The 22,348-nt window shown below is 39.5% G+C and carries 21 protein-coding genes; 4 read left to right on the plus strand and 17 right to left on the minus strand.

What is annotated here, in order from left to right:
- Window positions 1-113: 113 nt before the first annotated feature.
- The 9 genes from Q0093_RS10895 to Q0093_RS10935 form a co-directional block, all read right to left on the minus strand.
- Window positions 114-431 carry a hypothetical protein gene (locus tag Q0093_RS10895; RefSeq protein WP_297930332.1) on the minus strand — a complete coding sequence of 106 codons (318 nt, stop codon included), beginning with the start codon at window positions 429-431 and terminating at the stop codon, window positions 114-116.
- Window positions 418-771, minus strand: a complete 354-nt coding sequence (locus Q0093_RS10900) for a hypothetical protein (protein WP_297930335.1) — start codon at window positions 769-771, stop codon at window positions 418-420. The genes Q0093_RS10895 and Q0093_RS10900 overlap by 14 nt, the downstream gene beginning before the upstream one ends.
- 2 nt (window positions 772-773) lie before the next feature.
- Complete coding sequence (locus tag Q0093_RS10905; protein WP_297930338.1) at window positions 774-3,866, minus strand: CHC2 zinc finger domain-containing protein; 3,093 nt, start codon at window positions 3,864-3,866, stop codon at window positions 774-776.
- Complete coding sequence (locus tag Q0093_RS10910; RefSeq protein WP_297930343.1) at window positions 3,847-4,506, minus strand: hypothetical protein; 660 nt, start codon at window positions 4,504-4,506, stop codon at window positions 3,847-3,849. Before Q0093_RS10910 ends, Q0093_RS10905 begins: the two co-directional genes overlap by 20 nt.
- 21 nt (window positions 4,507-4,527) lie before the next feature.
- Window positions 4,528-5,034, minus strand: coding sequence for a phage antirepressor N-terminal domain-containing protein (locus tag Q0093_RS10915; RefSeq protein ID WP_022390570.1), 507 nt, complete (start codon window positions 5,032-5,034; stop codon window positions 4,528-4,530).
- 82 nt (window positions 5,035-5,116) lie between these two features.
- Window positions 5,117-5,311, minus strand: a complete 195-nt coding sequence (locus Q0093_RS10920) for a hypothetical protein (RefSeq protein ID WP_022390571.1) — start codon at window positions 5,309-5,311, stop codon at window positions 5,117-5,119.
- Between the two features lies 1 nt (window position 5,312).
- On the minus strand, window positions 5,313-5,711 hold the full coding sequence (locus Q0093_RS10925; RefSeq protein WP_022390572.1) for a hypothetical protein: 399 nt from the start codon (window positions 5,709-5,711) through the stop codon (window positions 5,313-5,315).
- Between the two features lie 38 nt (window positions 5,712-5,749).
- Complete coding sequence (locus Q0093_RS10930) at window positions 5,750-5,974, minus strand: hypothetical protein (protein WP_297930349.1); 225 nt, start codon at window positions 5,972-5,974, stop codon at window positions 5,750-5,752.
- Window positions 5,975-6,007: 33 nt separating this feature from the next.
- Window positions 6,008-6,232, minus strand: coding sequence for a hypothetical protein (locus tag Q0093_RS10935; protein WP_297930352.1), 225 nt, complete (start codon window positions 6,230-6,232; stop codon window positions 6,008-6,010).
- Window positions 6,233-6,367: 135 nt separating this feature from the next.
- Between Q0093_RS10935 and Q0093_RS10940 the strand changes: the two genes are divergently transcribed.
- Window positions 6,368-6,727, plus strand: a complete 360-nt coding sequence (locus Q0093_RS10940; protein ID WP_022390575.1) for a transcriptional regulator — start codon at window positions 6,368-6,370, stop codon at window positions 6,725-6,727.
- A gap of 313 nt (window positions 6,728-7,040) precedes the next feature.
- Here Q0093_RS10940 and Q0093_RS10945 read toward each other — a convergent pair whose 3' ends face one another.
- The 4 genes from Q0093_RS10945 to Q0093_RS10960 all read right to left on the minus strand — a co-directional run bounded on the left by Q0093_RS10945 (window position 7,041) and on the right by Q0093_RS10960 (window position 11,062).
- Window positions 7,041-7,451, minus strand: coding sequence for a hypothetical protein (locus Q0093_RS10945; RefSeq protein WP_294177170.1), 411 nt, complete (start codon window positions 7,449-7,451; stop codon window positions 7,041-7,043).
- A 200-nt stretch (window positions 7,452-7,651) separates the two neighbouring features.
- Window positions 7,652-8,629 (minus strand): metallophosphoesterase, encoded by a 978-nt coding sequence (locus tag Q0093_RS10950; RefSeq protein WP_294177172.1) that lies wholly within the window; start codon window positions 8,627-8,629, stop codon window positions 7,652-7,654.
- Between the two features lie 255 nt (window positions 8,630-8,884).
- Entirely contained in the window at window positions 8,885-9,796 is a 912-nt protein-coding gene (locus tag Q0093_RS10955) for a DMT family transporter (protein WP_294177174.1), read from the minus strand.
- A gap of 39 nt (window positions 9,797-9,835) precedes the next feature.
- Window positions 9,836-11,062: an MFS transporter gene (locus Q0093_RS10960; protein ID WP_294177176.1), complete on the minus strand. Its 1,227-nt coding sequence runs from the start codon at window positions 11,060-11,062 to the stop codon at window positions 9,836-9,838.
- A gap of 280 nt (window positions 11,063-11,342) precedes the next feature.
- Here Q0093_RS10960 and Q0093_RS10965 point away from each other — a divergent pair, with 280 nt between their 5' ends.
- A complete protein-coding gene (locus tag Q0093_RS10965; RefSeq protein WP_294177238.1) occupies window positions 11,343-12,782 on the plus strand; it encodes a glutamate decarboxylase in 1,440 nt (479 codons plus the stop codon).
- Window positions 12,783-12,933: 151 nt separating this feature from the next.
- Complete coding sequence (gene glsA / locus Q0093_RS10970; protein ID WP_297930359.1) at window positions 12,934-13,899, plus strand: glutaminase A; 966 nt, start codon at window positions 12,934-12,936, stop codon at window positions 13,897-13,899.
- A gap of 45 nt (window positions 13,900-13,944) precedes the next feature.
- Here the strand turns inward: glsA and Q0093_RS10975 are convergent, their stop codons facing one another.
- Window positions 13,945-14,712: a potassium channel family protein gene (locus Q0093_RS10975; RefSeq protein ID WP_294177179.1), complete on the minus strand. Its 768-nt coding sequence runs from the start codon at window positions 14,710-14,712 to the stop codon at window positions 13,945-13,947.
- A 327-nt stretch (window positions 14,713-15,039) separates the two neighbouring features.
- On the opposite strand from Q0093_RS10975, the gene gadC reads away from it, so the two are divergent.
- Entirely contained in the window at window positions 15,040-16,569 is a 1,530-nt protein-coding gene (gene gadC / locus Q0093_RS10980; RefSeq protein ID WP_294177181.1) for a putative glutamine/gamma-aminobutyrate antiporter GadC, read from the plus strand.
- A gap of 75 nt (window positions 16,570-16,644) precedes the next feature.
- On the opposite strand, the gene Q0093_RS10985 is transcribed toward gadC, so the two are convergent.
- From Q0093_RS10985 to Q0093_RS10995, 3 genes are all read right to left on the minus strand, one after another.
- Window positions 16,645-17,640 (minus strand): family 43 glycosylhydrolase, encoded by a 996-nt coding sequence (locus Q0093_RS10985; protein WP_297930363.1) that lies wholly within the window; start codon window positions 17,638-17,640, stop codon window positions 16,645-16,647.
- A gap of 38 nt (window positions 17,641-17,678) precedes the next feature.
- Window positions 17,679-19,949 carry a glycoside hydrolase family 95-like protein gene (locus Q0093_RS10990; protein WP_297930366.1) on the minus strand — a complete coding sequence of 757 codons (2,271 nt, stop codon included), beginning with the start codon at window positions 19,947-19,949 and terminating at the stop codon, window positions 17,679-17,681.
- Window positions 19,950-20,259: 310 nt separating this feature from the next.
- On the minus strand, window positions 20,260-22,299 hold the full coding sequence (locus tag Q0093_RS10995) for a cation:proton antiporter (protein WP_297930369.1): 2,040 nt from the start codon (window positions 22,297-22,299) through the stop codon (window positions 20,260-20,262).
- Between the last annotated feature and the right edge of the window lie 49 nt (window positions 22,300-22,348).

Below are 22,348 nucleotides of genomic sequence, written 5' to 3' on the forward strand. Positions count from 1 at the left end.
CTGTTGTCCGAAAGCGACTGTTTATAGGTTAAGGGGTGCGAGGGGAAATGCAAAAAAAGAGATCTTTCAAAAAGAAAAATCTCTTTTAAATAGCGTACTTAATGAATACTACTTTATTCCGGATAAAATGCGGTACAAATAAACTCGAATTCCGGCGGTAACTTTTTAACTCCGACGACAACGGCAATGCCACGGGCTGCGAGTTCATACAGTCGCTGTGTGGTAATAGGGCTTGCTCTGAAGTTGTACAAGTCGGCGATGACGAAATAAGCGTTCGACAGGTCGGTATCGTGCACCGACTGCTTTATGAGCTTGCCGGCATCGGTCGGAGTGATGGCAAAGCCGAGACGGACTATCAGCCGCTTCAACATACGGTCGCGGACAACCGGGTCAGGGCTTATTACTACCATGATTTTATTACTTTTTTCCATACCATCTTTGTATTGCACTGTAATTTATTTCTTTTTCCGGATCTTCCTTGATATGTCTTATATGCAGATAATAATCATCAAACTCCCAAAACTCTTTAATAGTATTATTCTCAAGCATGAATAAACACGCACATTTAATAAATGCTGATAACAAATGTTCTTTTTTTACCAAGGTAAAAATATCAATCCATACGGGTTTAAAAAATGTACCGGAAGGTAGTCCCTTAAGTCTCGTATATACATCTGCTTTAAATTGAAGAAATTTCGAGCCATATTGTTCCACAAAAGCATCTATTTCCTTTTTGTCAGTAAGGCGATATATACGATTATCAGGCTCCATTTTTATAATAATTCTTCGTTACCTTCTATAAAATCGGTTAACTCATTGTTTGTTGCAGCATCAGACACAAAATTATCGTCCCCGATGGTGAAATATTCGACTCCGGAAGATTTGTCATCGATTACCGGATTGCCGTCCTTATCGAGATAGATCGGCAGTCCGGTGATGCGGTCATACTTCTGCGGGTTGAACAGGTAACTTTTATATTCACAATACTTGATGATACGGCGTTTGAAAGCGGTAGGAGAGCAATATTTGCGCTGCTCCGGGACATAGGTCAGAAAAGCGTCGTACAGTTCCTTGCGGACGAGCTGGACGTTCCGCTTCGCCGGATCGGAAAAATACTCTTCCGCCCATGACAGGAATTCCTCGGTCATCTCCTGCCGGAGCTTGCGGATCTCAATGCGTTCACCCGGAGAGGCGACATATCCGTGTTTCAGATACAATTGTACGCATGTAGCAAGCAAGTTCCAGAAGAGATTCCACTGCTCGAAATCCCACTCGTCAAAGAAAAGCTGACCGAAGTCATCGAGAGGTGAGAAGTTATCGTTGTAATAATCTGAAAAGGCGATAATCCATTGACGGGCACGAAAAGAAGAGCCGTCGCCCTTGAGGGCGTGGTTGGTGGTGATGTATATCTTGGGCGATTGCGAGAAAGGAAAAGTGCAACGGCGTCCACCTTTATAGTTTACTGTCCAGTCTCCGGTGATGTTGGCAAAAAGAAATTCCAAATCGAATCCTGTCCGTACGTCATCGATAAAGACGACCTTCGTCTTTTCCGTCACTTCGTCCCAAAGGAAATTGTCTTTCGCCAACTCTGAGTTCTTTCCATTGATCACCACCGATTTGCGGACATGCTTGAACGCCTCTCCTACCAAGGATTTCCCTGAACGTCCGTTACTGGCCCCGACTTCGCTCTGTTTACCGTCCATCGCCACTACCGCCCGGGCATTGGCTTTATCCTTACAGTCCATCAGCATGTAACCGATAGCACAAAGTTTAGAGACCAAATGGACGATATTCTCATACTCTTCGTCCGTGTCCAGCGTTATATTGCAGTTCCCTTCATCGATCATCCTCTTTTTGCGCCAGGTAAAATTGGAGGTATTGACCAGAAATTGCAAAAAGTTGCACCGTTGCCCTTCCGGAGAAATGATATAAGACCATTTGCCCTCCGCGTCTTGCGAGACCTGTATAAGAGGGGACTTGAGCAGCGTTACGGACGACTCGTTGCGCTCGTCTTTCCAGATATGGTTCGATATGTTGGAGTAATGCAGCTCTTTGACGCCATCCTGAACAATTTCCCAACAAATGTTGGAAAAATAGAACATCTGCTTATCCCGTTCGGGTTTAGTGAAATTCGGGACGATAAAGGGCAATCCGGAAAGTTTGTCCGGGCCGAGGTATTGAGGTCCGCCCTTGATGATCATTTCCAGGACATCTTCCGGAGCATTCATTTCGGTAAACTCTTCCAGATAATCGCGTATCTCCCAAGGCTGTACGGTGGTAACGGTAGGCGGGTCGAGATGTATCCAGTCAAAGGTATTATCCAACCGTTGATACCGTCCGAATCCCCGATTGTGGAGAAAGATACGGGAACGCTTATATTTAAATTCGTATGTGATGCGGGTATTGCCGTCCCTGTCCCGTTTTTCGATTTCGTCCCAATACTTCTCATCGCTTTCGATGGGTTGTGCGCTTTCCAACTCCCCTTTATCGTTGAATCGCCACCGGTTACGCCCGATCAGGAACTCGGGCAGGTCTTTAAGAATATCTTTATGAAGCCTGGCGAACTCGTTCGGTGAATGCAGACACCAGAGTTCCTCCAGCTTGTAGTCGGTGCAGGTTGTTATCTTATGAAACTGTACATATTTACCGGCCAAGTCTTTCTCATTCATGCAGTAATCGATGTCTTCGAGCAGTTCGTTTTCCTTACCCGACAAAGTGTTGGCCAAAAGGTCATCGATACCTTTGTCCTGTGCCGGATTCTTCCGGACATGGCCGAAATAAATTTCGACGTAAAGTTCCCGGTTTTTCAGTGAACGGAAATACTCCCGGAAGTTCTTGACGGCGTAAAAGAAATTTCGTGGACGTTTGTCGACCCGGTCATTTATTTTGATGTTGGCCGAGATATCCTGCCAATCGCTGTCTAAAAGGAAAACTACTTCCTGCACCTTACAGACGGATATGATTCTGATAATATCTTCCGGCAGACGTTTGTTGGTGGCAATATTGCCGATACCCGAAATGGCGACGCTCATAATACCGTGTTTGCAGGCTTTTTCGGCTTTTTTCTCTCCTTCTTGGATAAACAACCGGGGAATGGGCTCGGCTTTACGATATCTCTCCCGGATACGTTCAGGAATATAAACGTATGTCGCCGCTCCGTATGGGGATTTATATTTAAACGGCTTGCCCTCTTTATCCAGATGCTCGTCGGGAAATTGCCAACGGATGCGGAAATATTCTTTAGTCTTTCCCGTTAACCGGCCTTTGGCATCTTTCTGTTCGTAGGTAATGGGTAGCCCCTCCAGGTCATAATAGGCAATGACAGCATCATCTCCGGTGCGGTCGATATTACCATGACTGTCGACCGTACCGGTAAAGAAGGTCGGAGACAGAGCAACGGTCTTATTCTTGTCTTGATGAAATACTTTGGCCGTAACATCCTCAAACGTCAGTCCTGACTCCTGAAGCATCCGGGCACAGTAGCTTTGCCGAGCCGATCCGTCTTTCTTTTTCCCTCTGGAGATTTTGTCCTTCAGCTTTTTCTTTGGTTCTCTTTTAGGTGGTTCGGAAAGCAGGATATTAAAGTAATCGGCCAGCCATTTCAGGGCATCGGGGAACGAATAATTCTTCCCTTTCATCAGGTAATCGATAGGTGTTTTTCCGGAGATTTGCTGGCATTTGTGGCAACGGAATACCCGTTTGTTTTCATTAATCCCGAACTTGTCCGACCCGCAAATGGGACAAGTCCCGAAAAGGTCTTGACCCGTACCGTGCTTACTCAAAGTGGTAAACTGACCGATCACTTCGGCCAGTTTATCAGAAGTACGGTCTAAAATTTTTTTCTTATCATCTTCGCTTATATACATGGTGCTTGAGTGGCTTTTCGTTTTCTGCTTTCAGTTTATGAAAGAATGATTTCTTGATTTTCAACCTTTTCACAAAGTATTCCGGCAAGGTTTCGCAACGAATATGCCTTGTGGTGTATGACACGACCGGAATGCATCCATACTCGGGCATAGAAACGGATGCCGCAATCCTTGATTTTGATTCGACGGATGCCGGGATATTCAGAAAGCATCGCATTGCAGAGAGCCTGGCGCATAGTTGCTGAATCGGATAACTTGCGACGGCGTTTGCCAAATGGGGTGTAGTAACGTAGGGTGTTGCTGTCCAAAGAGAGGATAAAGAAGCGGATGCCCGTTTCGTGGACCAACGTTCCGTTACAGATAGACAATTCTGCATTGGAATTACCGGTGAATTGTAACATAATGTATAAAACAAAAGGTATCCGAACCTGTCCCGTTGTCTAACACTTTCACCGAGAAATGCTGTATCGCCATTAAGCGGATACACGGGGGTATTCGAACACCTATATGAGGTTATACAATAAAATCTGCGGACATAAAAAATGCCTGCATGAATAAATGCAAGCCGTCTCGCTGCATTTCTCGATATATAATTGTTAGACGCTACAAACATAGCAATAAAATCAGAAACTTGTATCATTATGGCGGGAAATTTTAAATATTAGAAAAGTGAAGGTTCATTTTTCAACCGTTCCTCTCGGAGTTGGTTTAACTTTCTTTTCATCTCGGACAGTTCACAATTGATAGCCGCTTTTTGCTGGTCGAGCTTGGCGATATTCTCTAACAGGTTTATTTCAATCTGGTTTTGCTCAAGCTGTTTTTGTTGTGAGCCGAAAAAGTGTTCATATAGTACATCATAACACATCTTCCGGTAATTACGGACAGCCTCTTTTGCTTCAGGCTTTACATTTGCAGGATTGATAGTGAATAACCATCCGAAGATATAGCGGACAGGCAAACAGCACATTTCCCGTTCTTTTCCATCGGCTGCAACTGTGGTGTTAAGGACCATAGTTGCTGAGAGGTCTTCATCATCTTTAATTTTTTGCCATTGCACCTTGTAGTCAATTCCCAACGCTTCGCATATAGGTTTGATCGCTACCATCTGTTCGTCATTTGTAGATACAATGTCCACGTTATTTACTTTTGCAATTGTTTTGGTTTTCATAATTTGATTCTTATTTGTTATCGGTCAGTTAATTTTTTTATCTTTGTCACCGACATTTGTTTCCATAAACAAAGTTTTTGGTTTAAAATATAGAGGGCAATATGTCCTCTATATTTTTTATAAGTCTCTTTATCTCCCGCTCTTCCGGAGATTTGGTGTGCAACCATCTACTTTCAAAATAGAAACGCAAAGCCTGTAATAACACTTCAGCTTCCCCATAAGACATTTCCATAAGCGAGATTCGTCCACTTTGATCTTTATCTACAAAAACACTCATTCTAAAGTAGTTTTTTATAAAAGTCAATAATTAACTCTTTAAGCTTATCTGAAGTCTCACCATAACTCTCGGCAAATCTTTCGGAAGTTCTGGTATCAACAAACCTGACCATCTCTCGGGTGTGTATCTTCATACGATCGATCGGATGGCGCATTTCCAATTCAAGATCCGAACCTACTTTTTTTAGTTCTGATTCGGCCTCAAGAACAAGGGTTTCCATCAAATCGGCAAGATTATAGCAAACATTAACGCAAAAGGCTAATTTCGATACATCAACTTTTCCCGTTTTAAACAAATCTTTAAGTTCAAATCGGTTTGGTGTATCTTGCATGATCGGACTATGTCTATATGATATTTTAGGCATTTTTTGTTTGGATGGGATATGAATATATTTTTTCATGTCGAAAGTAATTTAACTCTGAAAACTGTAACAGGACACTATAATATCATACGAATAGGTATAGCTTCTATTTCTGCCGATGGAGTCTTTTGTTCGCTCAATTCCTTCTCGAACTCTTCGGATCGTGACTCATCTTTATCAATGGCAATCCGGGTAATATAGCAATGACATTTAATCCCTGATTCGGTAAATCCTTCCCATATTCGTGCCGGAACTCCATTTAGAGTAATCATTTTACTTGTGCTTTCTACGGTTATTTTCATAACTGACAAAATGTTTTGCAATTGTATTCATGATTATTCTTGATTAAATATTTTACGACCCGCTATTTCTTCTATCTTATCTTTAGCCAACTCTGGTATACGGACCAACCCGCTCCTCCAATTATTGAAAGTGTAAATAGGTACTTTACATTCATCAGCCAGCCTTTTTGCCATTTGAGAAGATTCACATACCGGCAGACTCCGTAAATAATGCCGTAAAGCATTTCCGTCTTGCTTTGAATTTAATTTTTTTTCCATATTCATGTTAAATATTAAATTATTATTATTAGATTTACAATACAAACATAAAGTTTTATTTTAATATATCAAATTATTCTTTGATAAAAATTCAAAGAATACTATTATTTAGACACACTATAAATAACGAAAACCATGTTTAGAGCGGATAAACTTGCTGCTTTAATTGACTCAAGTAAGTATTCAAAAAAGGAAATTTGCCAGAGAGTCGAGATTTCGGTACAGACATTAGAGAATACTTTGAAAGGCGCAGAAATAGGATCAAGAAAACTTGAACGAATAGCTGATCTTTTTAAAGTGCCAATGGATTATTTCTATGACAGAGAAGTCGAAATTGATGAACACTGGCATATCGGTCACAATGTGAATGGGAACGGAAATAAAGTCGTTGGAGACATATCATTGAATGAATGTCGAAGAGAGATAGAACACCTTAAACAATTATTAAAAGAGAAAGAGCGTACAATCCAAATACTGTTAGAAAGAAAAAAATAGAGAGTGACTATTTTTATGTTTAGCCGGCAGAGCCCTTGGCTGTAAAAAGCATAAAATATCCCCTAAAGAAAGAAAATAAATTATTAATTATAAACAAGTTAGCAAAAATAAAGAAGTGATGTTAAATCTTCTCACCCCGACACATATAGGTATAATTTATTGATAATTAATAAATTATACCTATGTCATTATTTTATACCGGGAGAAATACGGGAGAGAGTATCTGATATTTAGGTATCTTCCACAAGGGAAATAAAAAATACCCAAGTAACAAAATTTCCGTTATTGTTCATTTATCAGAGTATTTACCCCTTTAATCTTCCAGATCACTCTTGACTGTCAATCCATTCTTTACATCAGAAAGAGTTCCTTTTTTACTTAAAAGATAATGATAAACAAGTTGATTCTGTGTAGAAACGACATACGCTTGTTCAAACTTCCATCCCAATTTAGCCATATAATTCAAAGCATCGATCATAGAATTGAACTTTATCCTCTTCCCATTTTCATCTACAAGAAATTTATCTCTATACTGAGTCCAATAATTTATTTCTTGTCCGAAGTCAACGGCAACTCTTACCTTTGTTTGCAACAAATTACTTTCACCAACGATTTCACAATATAGAAACTGATTACTTTTTATAGTATCGTTCTTCTCCATTTGACCATAAGAAGCAAAAATACTGTTCACAATAATAAGTGATAATAACAATAATTTTCTCATAAAGCTAATGTTTTACTTAAATAAATATGCTCGTTATTATTAATAATACAAATTCACAAGAAAAATCAACATAACAAAATAAGAAACTGTCTAAGAGCCTGCCTGAACTTTTCAGTTCTGATAAAGTTACATGACGTAAAGAGACATGAAAATAAGCCGTAAAGAGATTATTAAAATCCGGATATATATTTCTTTTAAAATCAATTCTGTTTATAATTATACAAATCGACAATCTTTCCATTCGATAACCGGATATAAGAAGAAAATCCCCGTACACCTTCCCGAACCTCAATAACTCTTGCACCATTAGAAGTTTTCGTATAAGTAGTTTTTCCTCCTGAAAAACGCCCATAAGCCAAAGCTATACCGTTATATAATGCTATATAATCATTTCCATGATCATGTCCGGTAAACATCCCCATCACATCGCCATTCAACAGCATTGCTGCATACATTCCCGTATTTAGTTCTGGTGCGCATTCCTTTTCTCTACGTTTTCCGGATTGCCTGTTTCCTCGAATATTATAAGCAACACGATACTCAGGAAGAGGAATATGAAAGAATGCCAATGCTGGAATAGGTTTTCCTCCATTCAGTCCAGTATAATAACGACTCCATAAATTATAACATTCTATTTGATCGGGAGTGAACCAAGCATACCCCTTTATGGCTTGAATGGAGGAATAACTATTAGAATCCAGTCCGTAAAGCAATAAAGCAGGTTTATCCGATAAATGACCCATTACGGGAAACACATCATTCAAAAATCCGGTTACGTTATCTACACGTACTGTATTTAAATTTAAAGGATATGAAACGACCAACTCCGCCACTTGCTCTCGAGACAAGTCCTGCTCATCATCATGATTCCCCAATGTCACGATAAATGGGATATTCCGCCGTAATATCGGATCGAGCACACTGTCCCAACCTATCCGAGCAGGACGTCCAGTTACTATATCCCCAGTCAATACAACCAAATCAGGATTTTCTAAATCCAAAACCTTTTCGATCAGCTGAATGGCAGTTTTCGATTTCGGATTATCCGGGACATAATGGACATCTGTAAACTGCACAATTTTAAAATGTCCGGCCGAGTCGAATTTCAAATTTTGTCCCCAAACCGGCACAATAGCACCTAACCCAATAACAACAATAAGCCATATATATCTGCCCATATTTCAACAAATCATTATCTTATTTATCATCGATAAAGATAATATTTTTCTCTATCTAATACTTATAGGCAGCCTAAATTTTCTAACAAGAAATACCATCCAGTCATTTTTGCGTTTTCTTTCGGTCTACAATGCTATTAGTGTTCCACCCTCCAGAAGAAAACAAATTATTCTTGTAGATTTCTCTAAAACTTTGCACAAATATTTTTATAAAAGCTGTTCTCAAAGATGCTTCAGCCCCGAAAAGAATTTTTTTCATTTCTCAGAAGCAGTAGCCTTTCGTTCGGCAATTTCCACCAAATATACTCCAATACAAATCAAAAGCATAGCAGAAAGTTGAGTCCAACTAAATCGATCTTGCCCGATAGATAAAGAAACAATAGTCGCTACTATCAGAATTAAATAACCGTATATGGCAACAATGGTCGTATTCAGATATTTCAATCCTATCGGTATCAGCAAATAGCTGATTACCGTCGGAAAAATAAGAACAAATAATAAAACACAAAGCGGAAACCAATGTATCGGAAGCATTAAAACCAGCGCATCAAATTTTATAAAACAAGCCATGATAAGGCTTGAAAAAGCAGCTCCTGTAAATACATATTTCAATAAGGTAAACATCCCTACCGATTTCAAGATCCGATTACTGATGACCAGATACACGGCATACATCACAGAACTACCCAGACACAAAAGATTTCCTGTCAAAGCATCTGATGCCAAATCATCGCTCTGTTGCGTAGAGATACATAGTAAAGCACCGCCCAAACCGATAAGTATTCCCACTACTTTCATCCACGTTACTTTCTCCCGATAAAATAAAACAGCAATTAAGAATACCCACACCGGCTGCAAAGTCGAGAAAATAGAACTCGATACCGGTGTCGTCTTACTCAACCCGACCAAATACAAACACATATATCCATACACACCCAAGGCTCCCAATAAAAAAATCTGAACTTTTTGTTTTCCTGTAGAATGTTCCGACGGTACAAAAAAACTTATAATCCAGAATGCAACGGCAGCAAATACACAACGTAACGTAACTCCTGTAAAAGGAGTCATCCAGAAAGGAAGCAGATACTTCAATGCATTCATATTCAATCCACTAAACCCTTTGGATATAACCATACAAATATTTGCTTCAGCAATTTTATTTTTCACGACTCATTCTAAATTTATATTGCAAAATAACCGATATTTCTATTCTTCCGTATTTCTGCTAAACACAAACGAATTTCGTTTCCAATATGCCCATCCGGCAGCCAAGACAGTTACAACCAAATTAAAAGTAAATGCAAATTGCTGAGTATGTACTCGAAAAATAGCACCTGCCCAATCAATAATAAAAGGACATAACAAAATCGCCAAATAATTCATCGCCATTACAAATGCCAATGCCAAAGTCACTTTTCGAGAAGATGCAGTTCTTGTCGTCTTATCATATACAACAGGCTGTATTACTCCATAACCGAAACCGGCAAAAAGACATCCTAATCCGATCCACCATTCCGACCGAGAAAGTATAATAAGCCCCAAACCGACAGCGATACATAACAAACTATAAAATTCCGTTCTTTGTTTCCACCATCCGATAATTTGGTTCAAGAATAAACCCGGAGTCATAATTGCCAAAAAGAAAAGTGAGATCATTATGCCCGAATTACCACTTGAAAAATGATACTCTTCCATCAAAAACGGCAAATTAAAGCTAACAATAATGACCAAATAAGTACAAAGTCCATAAAAAGCCATTAACTGTACGAGTCTTTTTCTATCTATAAAACCGCCCGTATCTGTTTGTTCTCCGGCAACGACAACTGTTGTTCGATTATTTTCGGGTATTTTTTTTGCCGTCTCCGGAGTTTCCTTTAAATAAGACGAAAGAAATATCGAAATAACAGGCAATAAATACACGATAAAAGGCAAATGCCAGTTAACTTCCGCTAAATAACCGGTTACAACTGTTGCGATTACTAAAGTGATATTCGTAATAGCCGAACTCAATCCAAACTGCTTTACCCGGTAAGAACCTTTAAAAAAACGAGTAATGAATCCAGTAGATAACGGTACAATCAATCCCGATCCAGCTCCCAGCAAAGCACTTACTGCAATCAACTGCCACATTCGATTCGAAAGCAAATATAACACTCCACTGGCTGCAAATATTCCTAATCCTATTTGCAACAGCCGTATGTTATTCACCCGTTCGGTCAATGTTCCCGAAAGAAGGATAAACGGAATTATTAATAAAGAGGGTAACGAAGTCAGCATTTGGATATCTAACTCCGTAGCATGAGGAAAAATCTGTGACAGTTGACCCAAGATAGGAGAAACTGCCAATCCGGGTAATGCATTCAAGGCCGAAATAGACCAGATGCCAATCAGGGTAACGAGAGGTATAGTTCCCTCTCCGGTTTTTATTTCCATATTCAGTTTTTATTCAACAATAAAAAAACAAACAAAAACTCCGAATGTTTAATACCTAACTCCATCAAAACAAAATCGTTTATATCCTATTTAAATCTTACAGGATATTTTTTATCGAAAAATTCAAGGAGGTTCTCAGAAACCTGTTTTTTAATAAACCCCAAATAGTGTAGCAATATTCAAAACCGGGAAACATTACGCAATCATAAGTGTTCTGACTATGATATGAATAAGTATCATATCGGCAATTTATGTTGAACCCTATAAAAACAATTTAATGATGAAAGATCTAAATTTCAGAAACGGAGATGCTAAAACCGCTATTTTCGGATCAAACGAGATGTTGCAACCCTCCCCTGTCGATAAAATTCCCGATGGTCCTACCACACCGCAGATCGCATACCAGATGGTAAAAGATGAAACATTCGCGCAGACGCAACCCCGTTTAAATCTGGCAACATTCGTAACGACTTACATGGATGATTATGCCACTAAATTGATGAATGAAGCTATCGACATCAATTATATCGACGAAACGGAGTATCCCCGTATAGCCGTAATGAACGCAAAATGTATCAACATCATCGCTAATTTATGGAACACTCCAGAACAAGCAAAATGGAAAAGCGGAGCTTTAGCTATCGGTTCTTCCGAAGCGTGCATGTTAGGCGGAGTGGCAGCTTGGCTACGATGGCGTAAAAAAAGACAAGCTCAAGGCAAACCGACAGACAAACCTAATTTCGTAATCTCCTCCGGATTTCAAGTCGTGTGGGAAAAATTCGCACAATTATGGCAAATCGAGATGAGACAAGTTCCATTGACTCTCGAAAAAACAACATTAGACCCCGAAGCTGCACTGAAAATGTGCGATGAAAACACGATTTGCATCGTCCCTATCGAAGGAGTTACTTGGACAGGATTGAACGATGACGTCGAAGCCCTCGACAAGGCCCTTGATGCATACAATACAAAAACAGGATTCGACATCCCTATTCATGTAGATGCAGCCAGCGGAGGTTTTATTCTGCCATTCCTACAACCTGAATTAAAATGGGATTTCCGGCTGAAATGGGTATTATCAATTAGTACATCGGGACATAAATTCGGATTGGTATATCCGGGACTCGGCTGGGTTGTCTGGAAAGATGCCAAATATTTACCGGAAGAAATGTCTTTCAGCGTTAACTATTTAGGAGCAAATATTACTCAAGTAGGCCTCAACTTCTCTCGTCCGGCAGCACAAATATTAGGTCAATATTATCAATTTATCCGACTCGGATTCGAAGGATACAAAGCTATTCAACAAAACGGTATGGAAATTACCAAATATTTGCATCAGCAAATCGGGCAAATGAAACCGTTTGTTAATTATAGTCCTGAAGTAGTCAATCCGCTGTTCATCTGGTACATGAAACCGGAATATGCAAAAACAGCAAAATGGACACTCTATGACTTACAAGATAAACTGAAACAAGGCGGATGGATGGTTCCGGCATACACCCTTCCCGAAAACATTCAAAATTACATCGTAATGCGTATTGTCGTACGTCAAGGATTTAGCCGAGATATGGCAGATATGTTATTAAATGACATTAACAGTGCAATTGCCGAACTCGAAAAACTCGAATACCCGACTCCGACCCGCATTGCGCAAGAAAAAAACATTGAGATCAAAGGGTCTGTATTCACCCATACAGGTTCGGGTCGAAAAAAGAAATAATAAATATAAAAACTTTCGGGAGTTGTTCTAAAGAGCCTGTCTAAATTTTCCGGCAAAAAAATATTATCGGTAAAATTTAGACAGGCTCTCAAACGGGACAATAACATTCCCGTATCCTAAAAACAGCTCCCGTTTTTAATCCAGAAAAGGTATGCAAAAGAAAATTTCCATTTCCCAAATCAAAGACGCAGCTGAAGAAGCTTTTGACCTGTATAAAACAAACACTGACGGAAAAAATGCCGATTATATCCCATATTTAGCCAACATAAATAAAAATCTGTTCGGGATCAGTATATGTCTGCTCAATGGACAGACAATTCAATTAGGAGATTCAGAATATAAATTCGGAATAGAATCAGTATCTAAAGTTCACACAGCTATTTTGGTTCTCCGGCAATACGGGGCTCAACAACTTCTCGAAAAAATCGGGGCAGATGCCACCGGATTACCATTTAACTCGATATTCGCCATTTTATTGGAAAACGATCATCCCTCCACACCTTTGGTCAACGCAGGTGCAATCACTGCATGCAGTATGGTAAAACCTATAGCTGATCCCGAAAAAAAATGGAAAGCAATCGTCGATAATATTACCGATTTATGCGGAAGTGCCCCTCAATTGATTGACGAATTATATAAGTCAGAATCAGAGACAAATTTCAACAACCGGTCTATAGCATGGCTACTTAAAAATTACAACCGCATCTATGACGATCCGACAATGTCTCTCGACCTTTACACCCGGCAATGTTCGTTAGGAATCACAGCAACCCAATTATCAATATGCGGAGCTACGATTGCCAATAACGGAATGAATCCGATTACCCGAAAACAGATATTCGATACAGGACTCTCGCCAAAAATAACTTCACTCATCGCTACCGTAGGGTTCTATGAACATACAGGCGACTGGCTTTATACTTCCGGTATTCCTGCAAAAACAGGAGTCGGAGGCGGTGTAATGGGCACACTTCCCGGATTATTCGGAATCGCAGCCTTTGCACCCCCCATCGACAATGCCGGAAATTCGGTAAAAGCCCAATTAGCAATTAAACATATTATGAATAAATTAGAACTATCGGTATTCAGCGGAGACCAAGTTACAATAGTCGAATAGGTGTAAAAAACATTCCGAAACAAATCCGTAAACAGGAATTTCTGTTTACGGATTTGTTTCCGTTTGGGCCTGAGTAGATGTCCCTGCAGAGGCAGAATTATTACTTGCTTGTTGAAGATATTCTTTTTTATCCAAATTCGCTTTCTGTACCAAACTCGTTACATACACCGTAAATATAGGAAACATCATCATTCCCAACGCAGCCAACAATACCGAAAGCACTTTCCCTGTAATCGTCACGGCATAAATATTCGAGCCCACCGTCGTTACATCCATAAAAGCCCACCACAAGGCTTCACCGTAATTAGGAACGAGAGGATTCACTTTATGTTCCAATACGAAAAATATAAGACTCGAAAAATATACGGTAGCCAACAACATCGTCAGATATGAAGTAAACAAACTAGAAGCTTTATTATAAGATAACCAGCCTACGACTATTGCCAACGCATAGCCTCCCCGTATCAAAGGTATAAAACGTAAAAAATAACGGATTTCCGGAGAAAATGCGACATGATAATAATCAAATATATTGATATACGGAATCGAAATAATCAAAAATACAAAATGAGTGCGTAAATAATGAAGCTTTCGATGTGAAAGGAAAAATTCCAAGATAAAATCGAATATAAAAAAAGTACATATCCATAACTGAATTTTCAAATAACTGCCCTGTGTCAGAAAAGGTAAATTCTTGAACGTATCAATAGAGATACTTATAATCAAAAATAGAGACAATAATAAGATAACGACATGTAAAATACCGTATATTCCCTTCTTCTCATAAATAAAATCAGATAATGCGGATTTCATATTTATTTTTTAATATAATAATATTCAATATTGTTTTCCCTAAAAACAACCCTTCCTGCAAGTTTGTTTAACCAAAGTGGTTTTATCCGACTTAGAGCCTGTTTAAATTTTACTCAGATCAGATTCGAGAGTTTCTTTCGAAGAAGTTTTGTCGTTTTTACGAGGAAGATAGCACAAGGCTATCTGACAAGTGAAACAAGGGGAAAAATGCAAAAAAGAACTGATAATATTTCTTTATCGGAAAATTTAGATAGGCTCTAAACCAACAGTACAAGAATTTGTTATACCAAAAGCAGATATACAAATAATTTCTTTAATACATAAATTATGGCAAATATTGGAAAAACAGTAAAACTCGGAGTCTTTACTTTAGCGATCATGAACGTTACGGCAGTAGTATCACTACGGGGACTTCCGGCAGAAGCAGAATATGGATTAAGCTCGGCATTCTATTATCTGTTCGCTGCAATCGTATTTTTAATCCCGACGGCACTGGTCGCCGCAGAACTGGCAGCTATGTTTCAGGATAAACAAGGCGGAGTATTCCGATGGGTAGGGGAAGCGTTCGGTAAAAAATTCGGATTTCTCGCCATCTGGTTACAATGGATAGAAAGCACGATCTGGTATCCGACTGTACTTACCTTCGGAGCTGTCTCTATCGCATTTATAGGAATGGATCACTCTCAAGACATGTTATTGGCATCTAATAAAATTTACACGTTGATCGTAGTTTTAATCATATATTGGTTGGCAACCTTTATTTCCCTGAAAGGATTAAACTGGGTTGGTAAAGTAGCTAAAATCGGCGGTATGGTAGGGACTATTATCCCGGCAGCCTTATTAGTTATACTTGCCATTGTCTATCTGGCAATGGGCGGACAATCCCAAATGGATTTCTCCGGAGACTTTCTTCCGGACTTTTCAAAATTCGACAATCTGGTATTAGCAGCCAGTATATTTTTGTTTTATGCCGGTATGGAAATGGGCGGGATACATGTAAAAGATATAAATAATCCTGCAAAAAATTATCCTAAAGCCGTATTCATAGGTTCAGCCATTACGGTTATCATTTTTATATTAGGAACATTCTCTCTCGGAATCATCATTCCACAAAAAGATATCAACCTGACCCAAAGCTTACTGGAAGGATTTGATAATTATTTCAGCTTTATCCGCATGTCATGGCTATCACCGGTCATTGCCGTAGCACTGGCATTCGGGGTATTAGCCGGAGTATTGACTTGGGTCGCAGGTCCGTCAAAAGGTATATTTGCCGTAGGAAGAGCCGGTTATCTACCTCCATTCTTCCAAAAAACAAACAAAATAGGCGTACAAAAAAATATTCTATATCTTCAAGGACTCGCAGTTACTCTTTTAAGCTTACTTTTCGTTGTAATGCCCTCTGTTCAAAGTTTCTACCAGATTCTCTCCCAGCTCACAGTTCTGCTTTACCTCATCATGTATTTGATGATGTTTGCTGCAGCCATTTATTTGCGGTATAACATGAAAAAAGCAGACAGACCTTTCCGTATCGGAAGTAAAGGTAACGGGTTGATCTGGTTTGTTGCCGGACTCGGATTCTGCGGATCGTTACTTGCTTTCGTATTAAGTTTCATTCCACCCAGTCAGATATCGACAGGAAATAATACTGTATGGTTCTCTGTTCTTATCATAGGCTGTATAGTCGTTGTGGCAGCTCCGTTTATTATCTATGCCGCCCGTAAACCGTCATGGAAAAGTAAAGACACCGAATTTGCGCCATTCCATTGGGAAGAAAATACGACAGTACCCGAAACCGGAACAACAGCGACTACACAAACAGTACAAGAACCTGCTAATAAAAATACGACTGAATGATATTTAATTAAATTACAAAAAGGGGCTGTTCTTTTTTGAACAGTCCCTCTCTCTTTTCAACTCAATATAAAAATTCTATTTTTTAATACCACCCTTTGTCTGTTTTACTAACTGAATGCTTCCGTCAGGATTATAATATAATTTATCTACGCATATCGAACGCAGATTTCCTTTTCCCGAAATAGAACAATTATGATAAAACAAATACCATTCCCCTTTATATTCCACAATAGATCCATGGCTCGTACCAGAACCCGTCGCTTCCAAAATCACTCCGCGATAAGTCCACGGTCCTAAAGGGCTCGTACTGGTAGCATAATGCATCCTGTTTCCATTGGGATGAGGAACATTATCGGAATAAGACAAATAATAAATTCCGTTTCTCTTATGTATCCAAGCAGCCTCGTGAAAATCTGAAAGACCTTCCATCCTCTGCGGTTTTTCCGCTAATTCTACCATATTATCTTTCAGTTTAGCACCAATACATCTTCCGCCACCGCCATAATAAAAATATGCCTGACCATCATCATCCACAAATACACAAGGGTCGATCATGGCAAAAGCATCGCCGAGCCCCTCGATATACCCTTGCACTTTAAAATCTTTTGCCGGATACTTGCTCGTCGCAATTCCGACTTTCCATGTATTATTCCAATCCGTACCACTCGGATGTGGAAAATAAAAATAATAAGTACCGTTTTTATAAGCACAATCAGGAGCCCACATAAAACCTCCCTCAGGACGTCCCCACGGCACTTGACTCGAATTCAAAATCTCCCCGTGATCAGTCCAATTTACCATATCATCTGTAGAAAATACATGATAACGATCCATCAAGTCGCACCCACGAGGAGGATCTATATCATGTGAAGGATACACATACAAACGCCCGTCGTTCCATACATGGGCAGAAGGATCTGCCGTAAATATATGGGTTACAAAAGGGTTGGGACCCAAAGTCACCGGTGTTCTTTTCTCCTTTTTCCCGGCATTCGTTCCGGACACCTCGAACACCGTCATTCCGGCTACCGCCACCATGAACAGTAAAATAAACAACAAATTTTTTTTCATATAATCATATTTTAAATTGAATTAGATAACACACTCCATCAATTATAAAAACCGAAAGGTTTTCTATTCTCGACACCGGGAACCGGCTCTATCTTAAAATCTTTAAAAGACAGATCATTATACAGAACGACCTCTTCCCCTACTTTCAAGTCCAAGCTAAAAATAGTATCGGAAATTCGATCGATCTTATATCTCCGTTTCCCTTTTTGATACAGTTTCCCCGAAAAATCACACTCTATCAAACACGGTTCTCCCGCCAAACTGTGAATACGAACCCATGCGACTTTCCCGTTTTTACGAACGGCACTCACTTCGAATGCTCCTTCTGCCAGTAAATTATCAAACGCGAAGTCACCCCATACTTCGGGAATTGCCGGAAAAATACGAATTTTACCGCCCCAGCTCTGTAATGCCATATCCAATAAAGACCGAGCACCCGAAAGAGGAGTCTCTATTACCGGATTTCCTCCTTCCTGATAACAAGTATTCGGCTGCATAGACTTTTGCATAAATTCTTCTAAATAAGCCAAAGCCTTGTCCCCTTCCCCGACAGAAGCATATAAAGATGCCGCCCCTGTACGAGAATATCCCTCAAGAGCGCCTTTTATACTTTGCCAATGGCTTACACTCTTAACGATCATCTCCTTGCCTCCCGGCTGATCTCGATTCACAAGGTACAGCGGATAAGCCATCAATAAATGAGAATAATGCCTGTGCGACATATCATACGGACGATTCCTGCCAATCATCCAACCTTCATCCGGATCAGAAGGGAAATCAGTCAGTCTTGCATAAACATCTTTCCAACGTGAGCGCAAACTATCACTTTTACCAAGAATAGAATCCGCTTCCAAAAGCGTTTTACAACCCCATTTCAACAACGACAGATCAAAATTACAATCCGAAGCACTGCCGTATTCCGGAGAATAGGTAGAAGGTAGATGAAACCGCTTATCATCCTCCTCTTTCAAAAAATGCAGATAATAGTTGACCGAACGTTTTAATATAGGGAATAACTTTTTCAAAATCTCCTTATCCATCGAATAACGATACTCCAACCATATATTATGACAAGCCCATGTCAATAAACCGATCTCCGGTCCATCTTTCGAAGCTCCGGCTTCACGTACCCATCCGACCAAATCAGGAGCTGTAGCCCGTGCTAAAGCGGCAGAATTATATCTGTATTTTTGCGGAACATTTAAAATCAAGTTCTTTTCTCCTGCAAAAATCGTATTGGACAAAGAGCGGGAAAGTTCCAAATGATTAGAAGGATAAGTTGTCCAATAGGAAAGCTGCACATTCAAATTCCACCATGCAGCAGGCCATTGCGTCAAAGCCATCCATGGTCCTGTATTATCGATAATCCCCCGATCCGCACGGGCAGCCGATCCCAACTTATATAATTGTATCCAATAAAAATTCTCGATTCTCTTATCCGGTAAAGAAATAAAACTTTTCTGATAAAAGCTATTCCACCACTCCCGATGCGTCTTTTTCAACTTCGAATAAGATGGTTTCAATATCCGATCAAGGAATTCTCGAGATAATTGCAAAGCATTATGTTCAGGATAAGAATGGGCGCAAGTCACATATAGACTCCGAGTACTCCCTTTTCCCGAAATATACCAACGGACGGCAGTCTGTCCGCCATTCAAATAAGTAAACAATGCCGTTCGGTTTTCTTCATCTACAACAGCCGGAGCATTCTCTTTATATTCCCGTACCACCTTCGAAGTATTCCCACTTGCTTTAAACTTATCATACCGAGGAGAATTCGGTGAATCCGAAACCCATTGCCACGTAAACCCGTTTTCTCCGGACGATGCATGAGTCTTTACGATAATCCCCATATCAAGCGAATGTACAAAAACTTCAAATCGGATCGACCCCTTATCCGTTATAATCGTCCCTGAAGTCTCCGCATTATAAATATCCGTACGCATGTCGCATTTCAAAATGCGACCGCACGGCTTCATCAAAAAATGTCCAATCATAAGACGGGAACGATTGAACAATATATTCCCATCTCCTGTTTCAGGCACGACACGATGATCGTGAACATCGCTCCGACACACCTCAAAACGCATCGAATTGCAATCTTTCTCATACACGATATACGTGCCTAACATTCCATTCCCCATAAAAGGAGACTGCCAGACTTTCTCCGGTAAACGATTCCAAAGCAAATCATATTTTGCCAGATAATTTTTCCAATCCAGATGTAGAAGCGTAGAACTCGCAAAAAGACATTTCGGGAATAAAAACGCAATGAATAATAGAGAGAAAAAACGTAATTTTAAATTCATAATCGTATATGTGTGTGTGTTCATCATTCCGGTACGAAACGAGTACAAAAAAAGAACGCAACAATTAAAATCCCAATTAAAAAAAACTTAGCAGGAAAAGATTTTATATACATCTCCTGCTATTTAATCTATTTTAAGAATTCGAAAATTTCTACATCGGTTTTCTCCCGAAAAAATCATCTGTATCGATAATTAACAGACCTCAATTTCGACAAAACAAATAAAATTCATAAAAGAGTAAAATTTTAGACAGGCTTTAAGAATACACAAAAATGACCTGACAATATCCATTGGAAAATCGAAACGACTCTTATTGTTGCTCCCCATTCTGTTCAGGGTAAAGCAGCACGACACTATTATTATTAAAATATCGGGATATTTGTCCCGGAAGCTTTTCAAAAGAAGAGTCATAAGAAATTGCTCCCCGACGTGCCGAAACAATCACAAACAAACATTCATAATTCATTTGTCCGATCAGTATAAGCAAATCTTCCCAACTGACAAGGTCGGTATAAACAGCATCTATATCTCTATGTTTCCTTCGAATATATTTACGAATATATCCCGATGTTTGCGGATGTGCATAAAAATGAATCTGACAACCTAAATGCCCGCTTATGCGGCACAAATGGGAAATCCATTTAACAAACCCACATTCAAATTCCGCCTTCGGAGGAACAGCAACAATTATACATTGCAAAGAAGTGACCGGAATATGAAAACGGGCTATCATAATTTGCATGCACGTTTTCTTCAACAAATTCTCGGACAATGTTCCCAAAAACGAATCGACAATACTCTTCCTATGATGCAATCCGATAACAATATCCGTCACATCATGCTCTTTTGCCGTATGAAAAATGCCGGTTGCAATATTCAGGTCAAAACGCATTACGGTTTTCGACTCCACATTCGCTTCCGTCATTATTCGGGCAGCCTGTTCCAGAATATATTTTCCCTGAAGTTCCTGCTTCAACGAATCGTTATCGTCATTTATAACATTAAGAGCGACAAGACTGTCTTTATCCTTTTTATCCCTTAACAACAAAGAAAAACCGACAAGCTGTTCTAAAGTTCTGGGATTAGCCAGAGGAATCAAAAATTTCTCTTTTTTCTGTATTTTTTCACTGACCACTTCAACGGCACGATCCATCACAATACGTTTCGCAGCATATTCGGTAATAAACGAACTTACTACACATGTTACAAGAATCAATAAAATCGTACCGTTCAGAACATCTTCATTCAGCAAACGCTGTCCATCAGGAAGAATAATATTATACCCTACCAATACGGCAGCTAATGTCGCGGCAGCTTGCGCATTACTCAATCCGAACATCAACTCCCGCTCGACAGCCCGCATTTTATATATTTTCTGAGTCAACCAAGAAGCAATCCATTTTCCCGAAAGAGCTACGACAATCATTACAAAGGCTACTTTAAGAGAATCCAAATGGCCGAACAACACTTTAACATTAATCAACATTCCTACTCCAATCAGAAAATAAGGAATGAACAAAGCATTGCCGACAAACTCCAAATGACTCATTAAAGGAGAAACATGAGGTATTAACTTATTTAAAACTAATCCGACAAGAAATGCTCCGAGAATCCCCTCCATTCCGATAAGCTCCATCAATCCCGCTCCCAAAAAAACAAGAGCCATAACAAAAATATATTGCACAATGTTATCATTATAGCGATGGAAAAACCACCGGCAAATACGAGGGAAAAGATACATGATAAGCAAACTCAATATAACCACCTTCACAAGCAGCCATACCCAAAACATATCGGATGCCTCTTCTTTATACAAACCGCTTATTACCGCTAAGACCAACAATGTCAGTGTATCCGTAACAGCAGTTCCTCCCACAGCAATACCGACAGACCGCTGACTATTGATACCATACCTAAGAACTATCGGATAAGATATTAAAGTGTGCGAAGCATACATACTGGCAAGTAACACAGAAGTCACAACACCGTACCCGAGCAAATGCATATTAGTCCATACTCCTATACCCAGAGGGAATATAAACGCAAAAAGCCCCAACACCGTAGCCTTAACTCGGATACTTTTAAAATCCTCCATATTCATCTCCAGACCTGCCAGGAACATTATATAATACAGTCCTACTTTCCCGAACAGATCGAAACTACTATCTTGTTTCAGAATATTAAAACCGTACTGCCCGACAAGTATCCCTGCCAAAATCAACCCGACAATATGAGGAATGTGCAAGCGTTGCAATATCACCGGAGCAAAGAGAATAATGACAAGTACAAGAAAAAATATTAAAGTCGGATCGGTAACAGGTAACTGTAAACTAAATTCTGAAAACTGCATACTTTTAACGGATTGCGAATCAATTTTGTAAATAACTACCCGACAGATT

It is taken from the genome of uncultured Coprobacter sp., from assembly GCF_947855755.1.
Lineage (GTDB): Bacteria > Bacteroidota > Bacteroidia > Bacteroidales > Coprobacteraceae > Coprobacter.

Coding starts and splice junctions, on each gene's coding strand:
- Q0093_RS10950 (WP_294177172.1), bottom strand. CDS start 8,629: ATGGGCAGATATATATGGCTTATTGTTGTTATTGGGTTAGGTGCTATT.
- Q0093_RS10895 (WP_297930332.1), bottom strand. CDS start 431: ATGGAAAAAAGTAATAAAATCATGGTAGTAATAAGCCCTGACCCGGTT.
- Q0093_RS10940 (WP_022390575.1), top strand. CDS start 6,368: ATGTTTAGAGCGGATAAACTTGCTGCTTTAATTGACTCAAGTAAGTAT.
- Q0093_RS10900 (WP_297930335.1), bottom strand. CDS start 771: ATGGAGCCTGATAATCGTATATATCGCCTTACTGACAAAAAGGAAATA.
- gadC (WP_294177181.1), top strand. CDS start 15,040: ATGGCAAATATTGGAAAAACAGTAAAACTCGGAGTCTTTACTTTAGCG.
- Q0093_RS10995 (WP_297930369.1), bottom strand. CDS start 22,299: ATGCAGTTTTCAGAATTTAGTTTACAGTTACCTGTTACCGATCCGACT.
- Q0093_RS10985 (WP_297930363.1), bottom strand. CDS start 17,640: ATGAAAAAAAATTTGTTGTTTATTTTACTGTTCATGGTGGCGGTAGCC.
- Q0093_RS10905 (WP_297930338.1), bottom strand. CDS start 3,866: ATGTATATAAGCGAAGATGATAAGAAAAAAATTTTAGACCGTACTTCT.
- Q0093_RS10930 (WP_297930349.1), bottom strand. CDS start 5,974: ATGAAAATAACCGTAGAAAGCACAAGTAAAATGATTACTCTAAATGGA.
- Q0093_RS10915 (WP_022390570.1), bottom strand. CDS start 5,034: ATGAAAACCAAAACAATTGCAAAAGTAAATAACGTGGACATTGTATCT.
- Q0093_RS10945 (WP_294177170.1), bottom strand. CDS start 7,451: ATGAGAAAATTATTGTTATTATCACTTATTATTGTGAACAGTATTTTT.
- Q0093_RS10960 (WP_294177176.1), bottom strand. CDS start 11,062: ATGGAAATAAAAACCGGAGAGGGAACTATACCTCTCGTTACCCTGATT.
- Q0093_RS10925 (WP_022390572.1), bottom strand. CDS start 5,711: ATGAAAAAATATATTCATATCCCATCCAAACAAAAAATGCCTAAAATA.
- Q0093_RS10990 (WP_297930366.1), bottom strand. CDS start 19,949: ATGAATTTAAAATTACGTTTTTTCTCTCTATTATTCATTGCGTTTTTA.
- Q0093_RS10975 (WP_294177179.1), bottom strand. CDS start 14,712: ATGAAATCCGCATTATCTGATTTTATTTATGAGAAGAAGGGAATATAC.
- Q0093_RS10920 (WP_022390571.1), bottom strand. CDS start 5,311: ATGAGTGTTTTTGTAGATAAAGATCAAAGTGGACGAATCTCGCTTATG.
- Q0093_RS10910 (WP_297930343.1), bottom strand. CDS start 4,506: ATGATACAAGTTTCTGATTTTATTGCTATGTTTGTAGCGTCTAACAAT.
- Q0093_RS10965 (WP_294177238.1), top strand. CDS start 11,343: ATGAAAGATCTAAATTTCAGAAACGGAGATGCTAAAACCGCTATTTTC.
- Q0093_RS10935 (WP_297930352.1), bottom strand. CDS start 6,232: ATGGAAAAAAAATTAAATTCAAAGCAAGACGGAAATGCTTTACGGCAT.
- glsA (WP_297930359.1), top strand. CDS start 12,934: ATGCAAAAGAAAATTTCCATTTCCCAAATCAAAGACGCAGCTGAAGAA.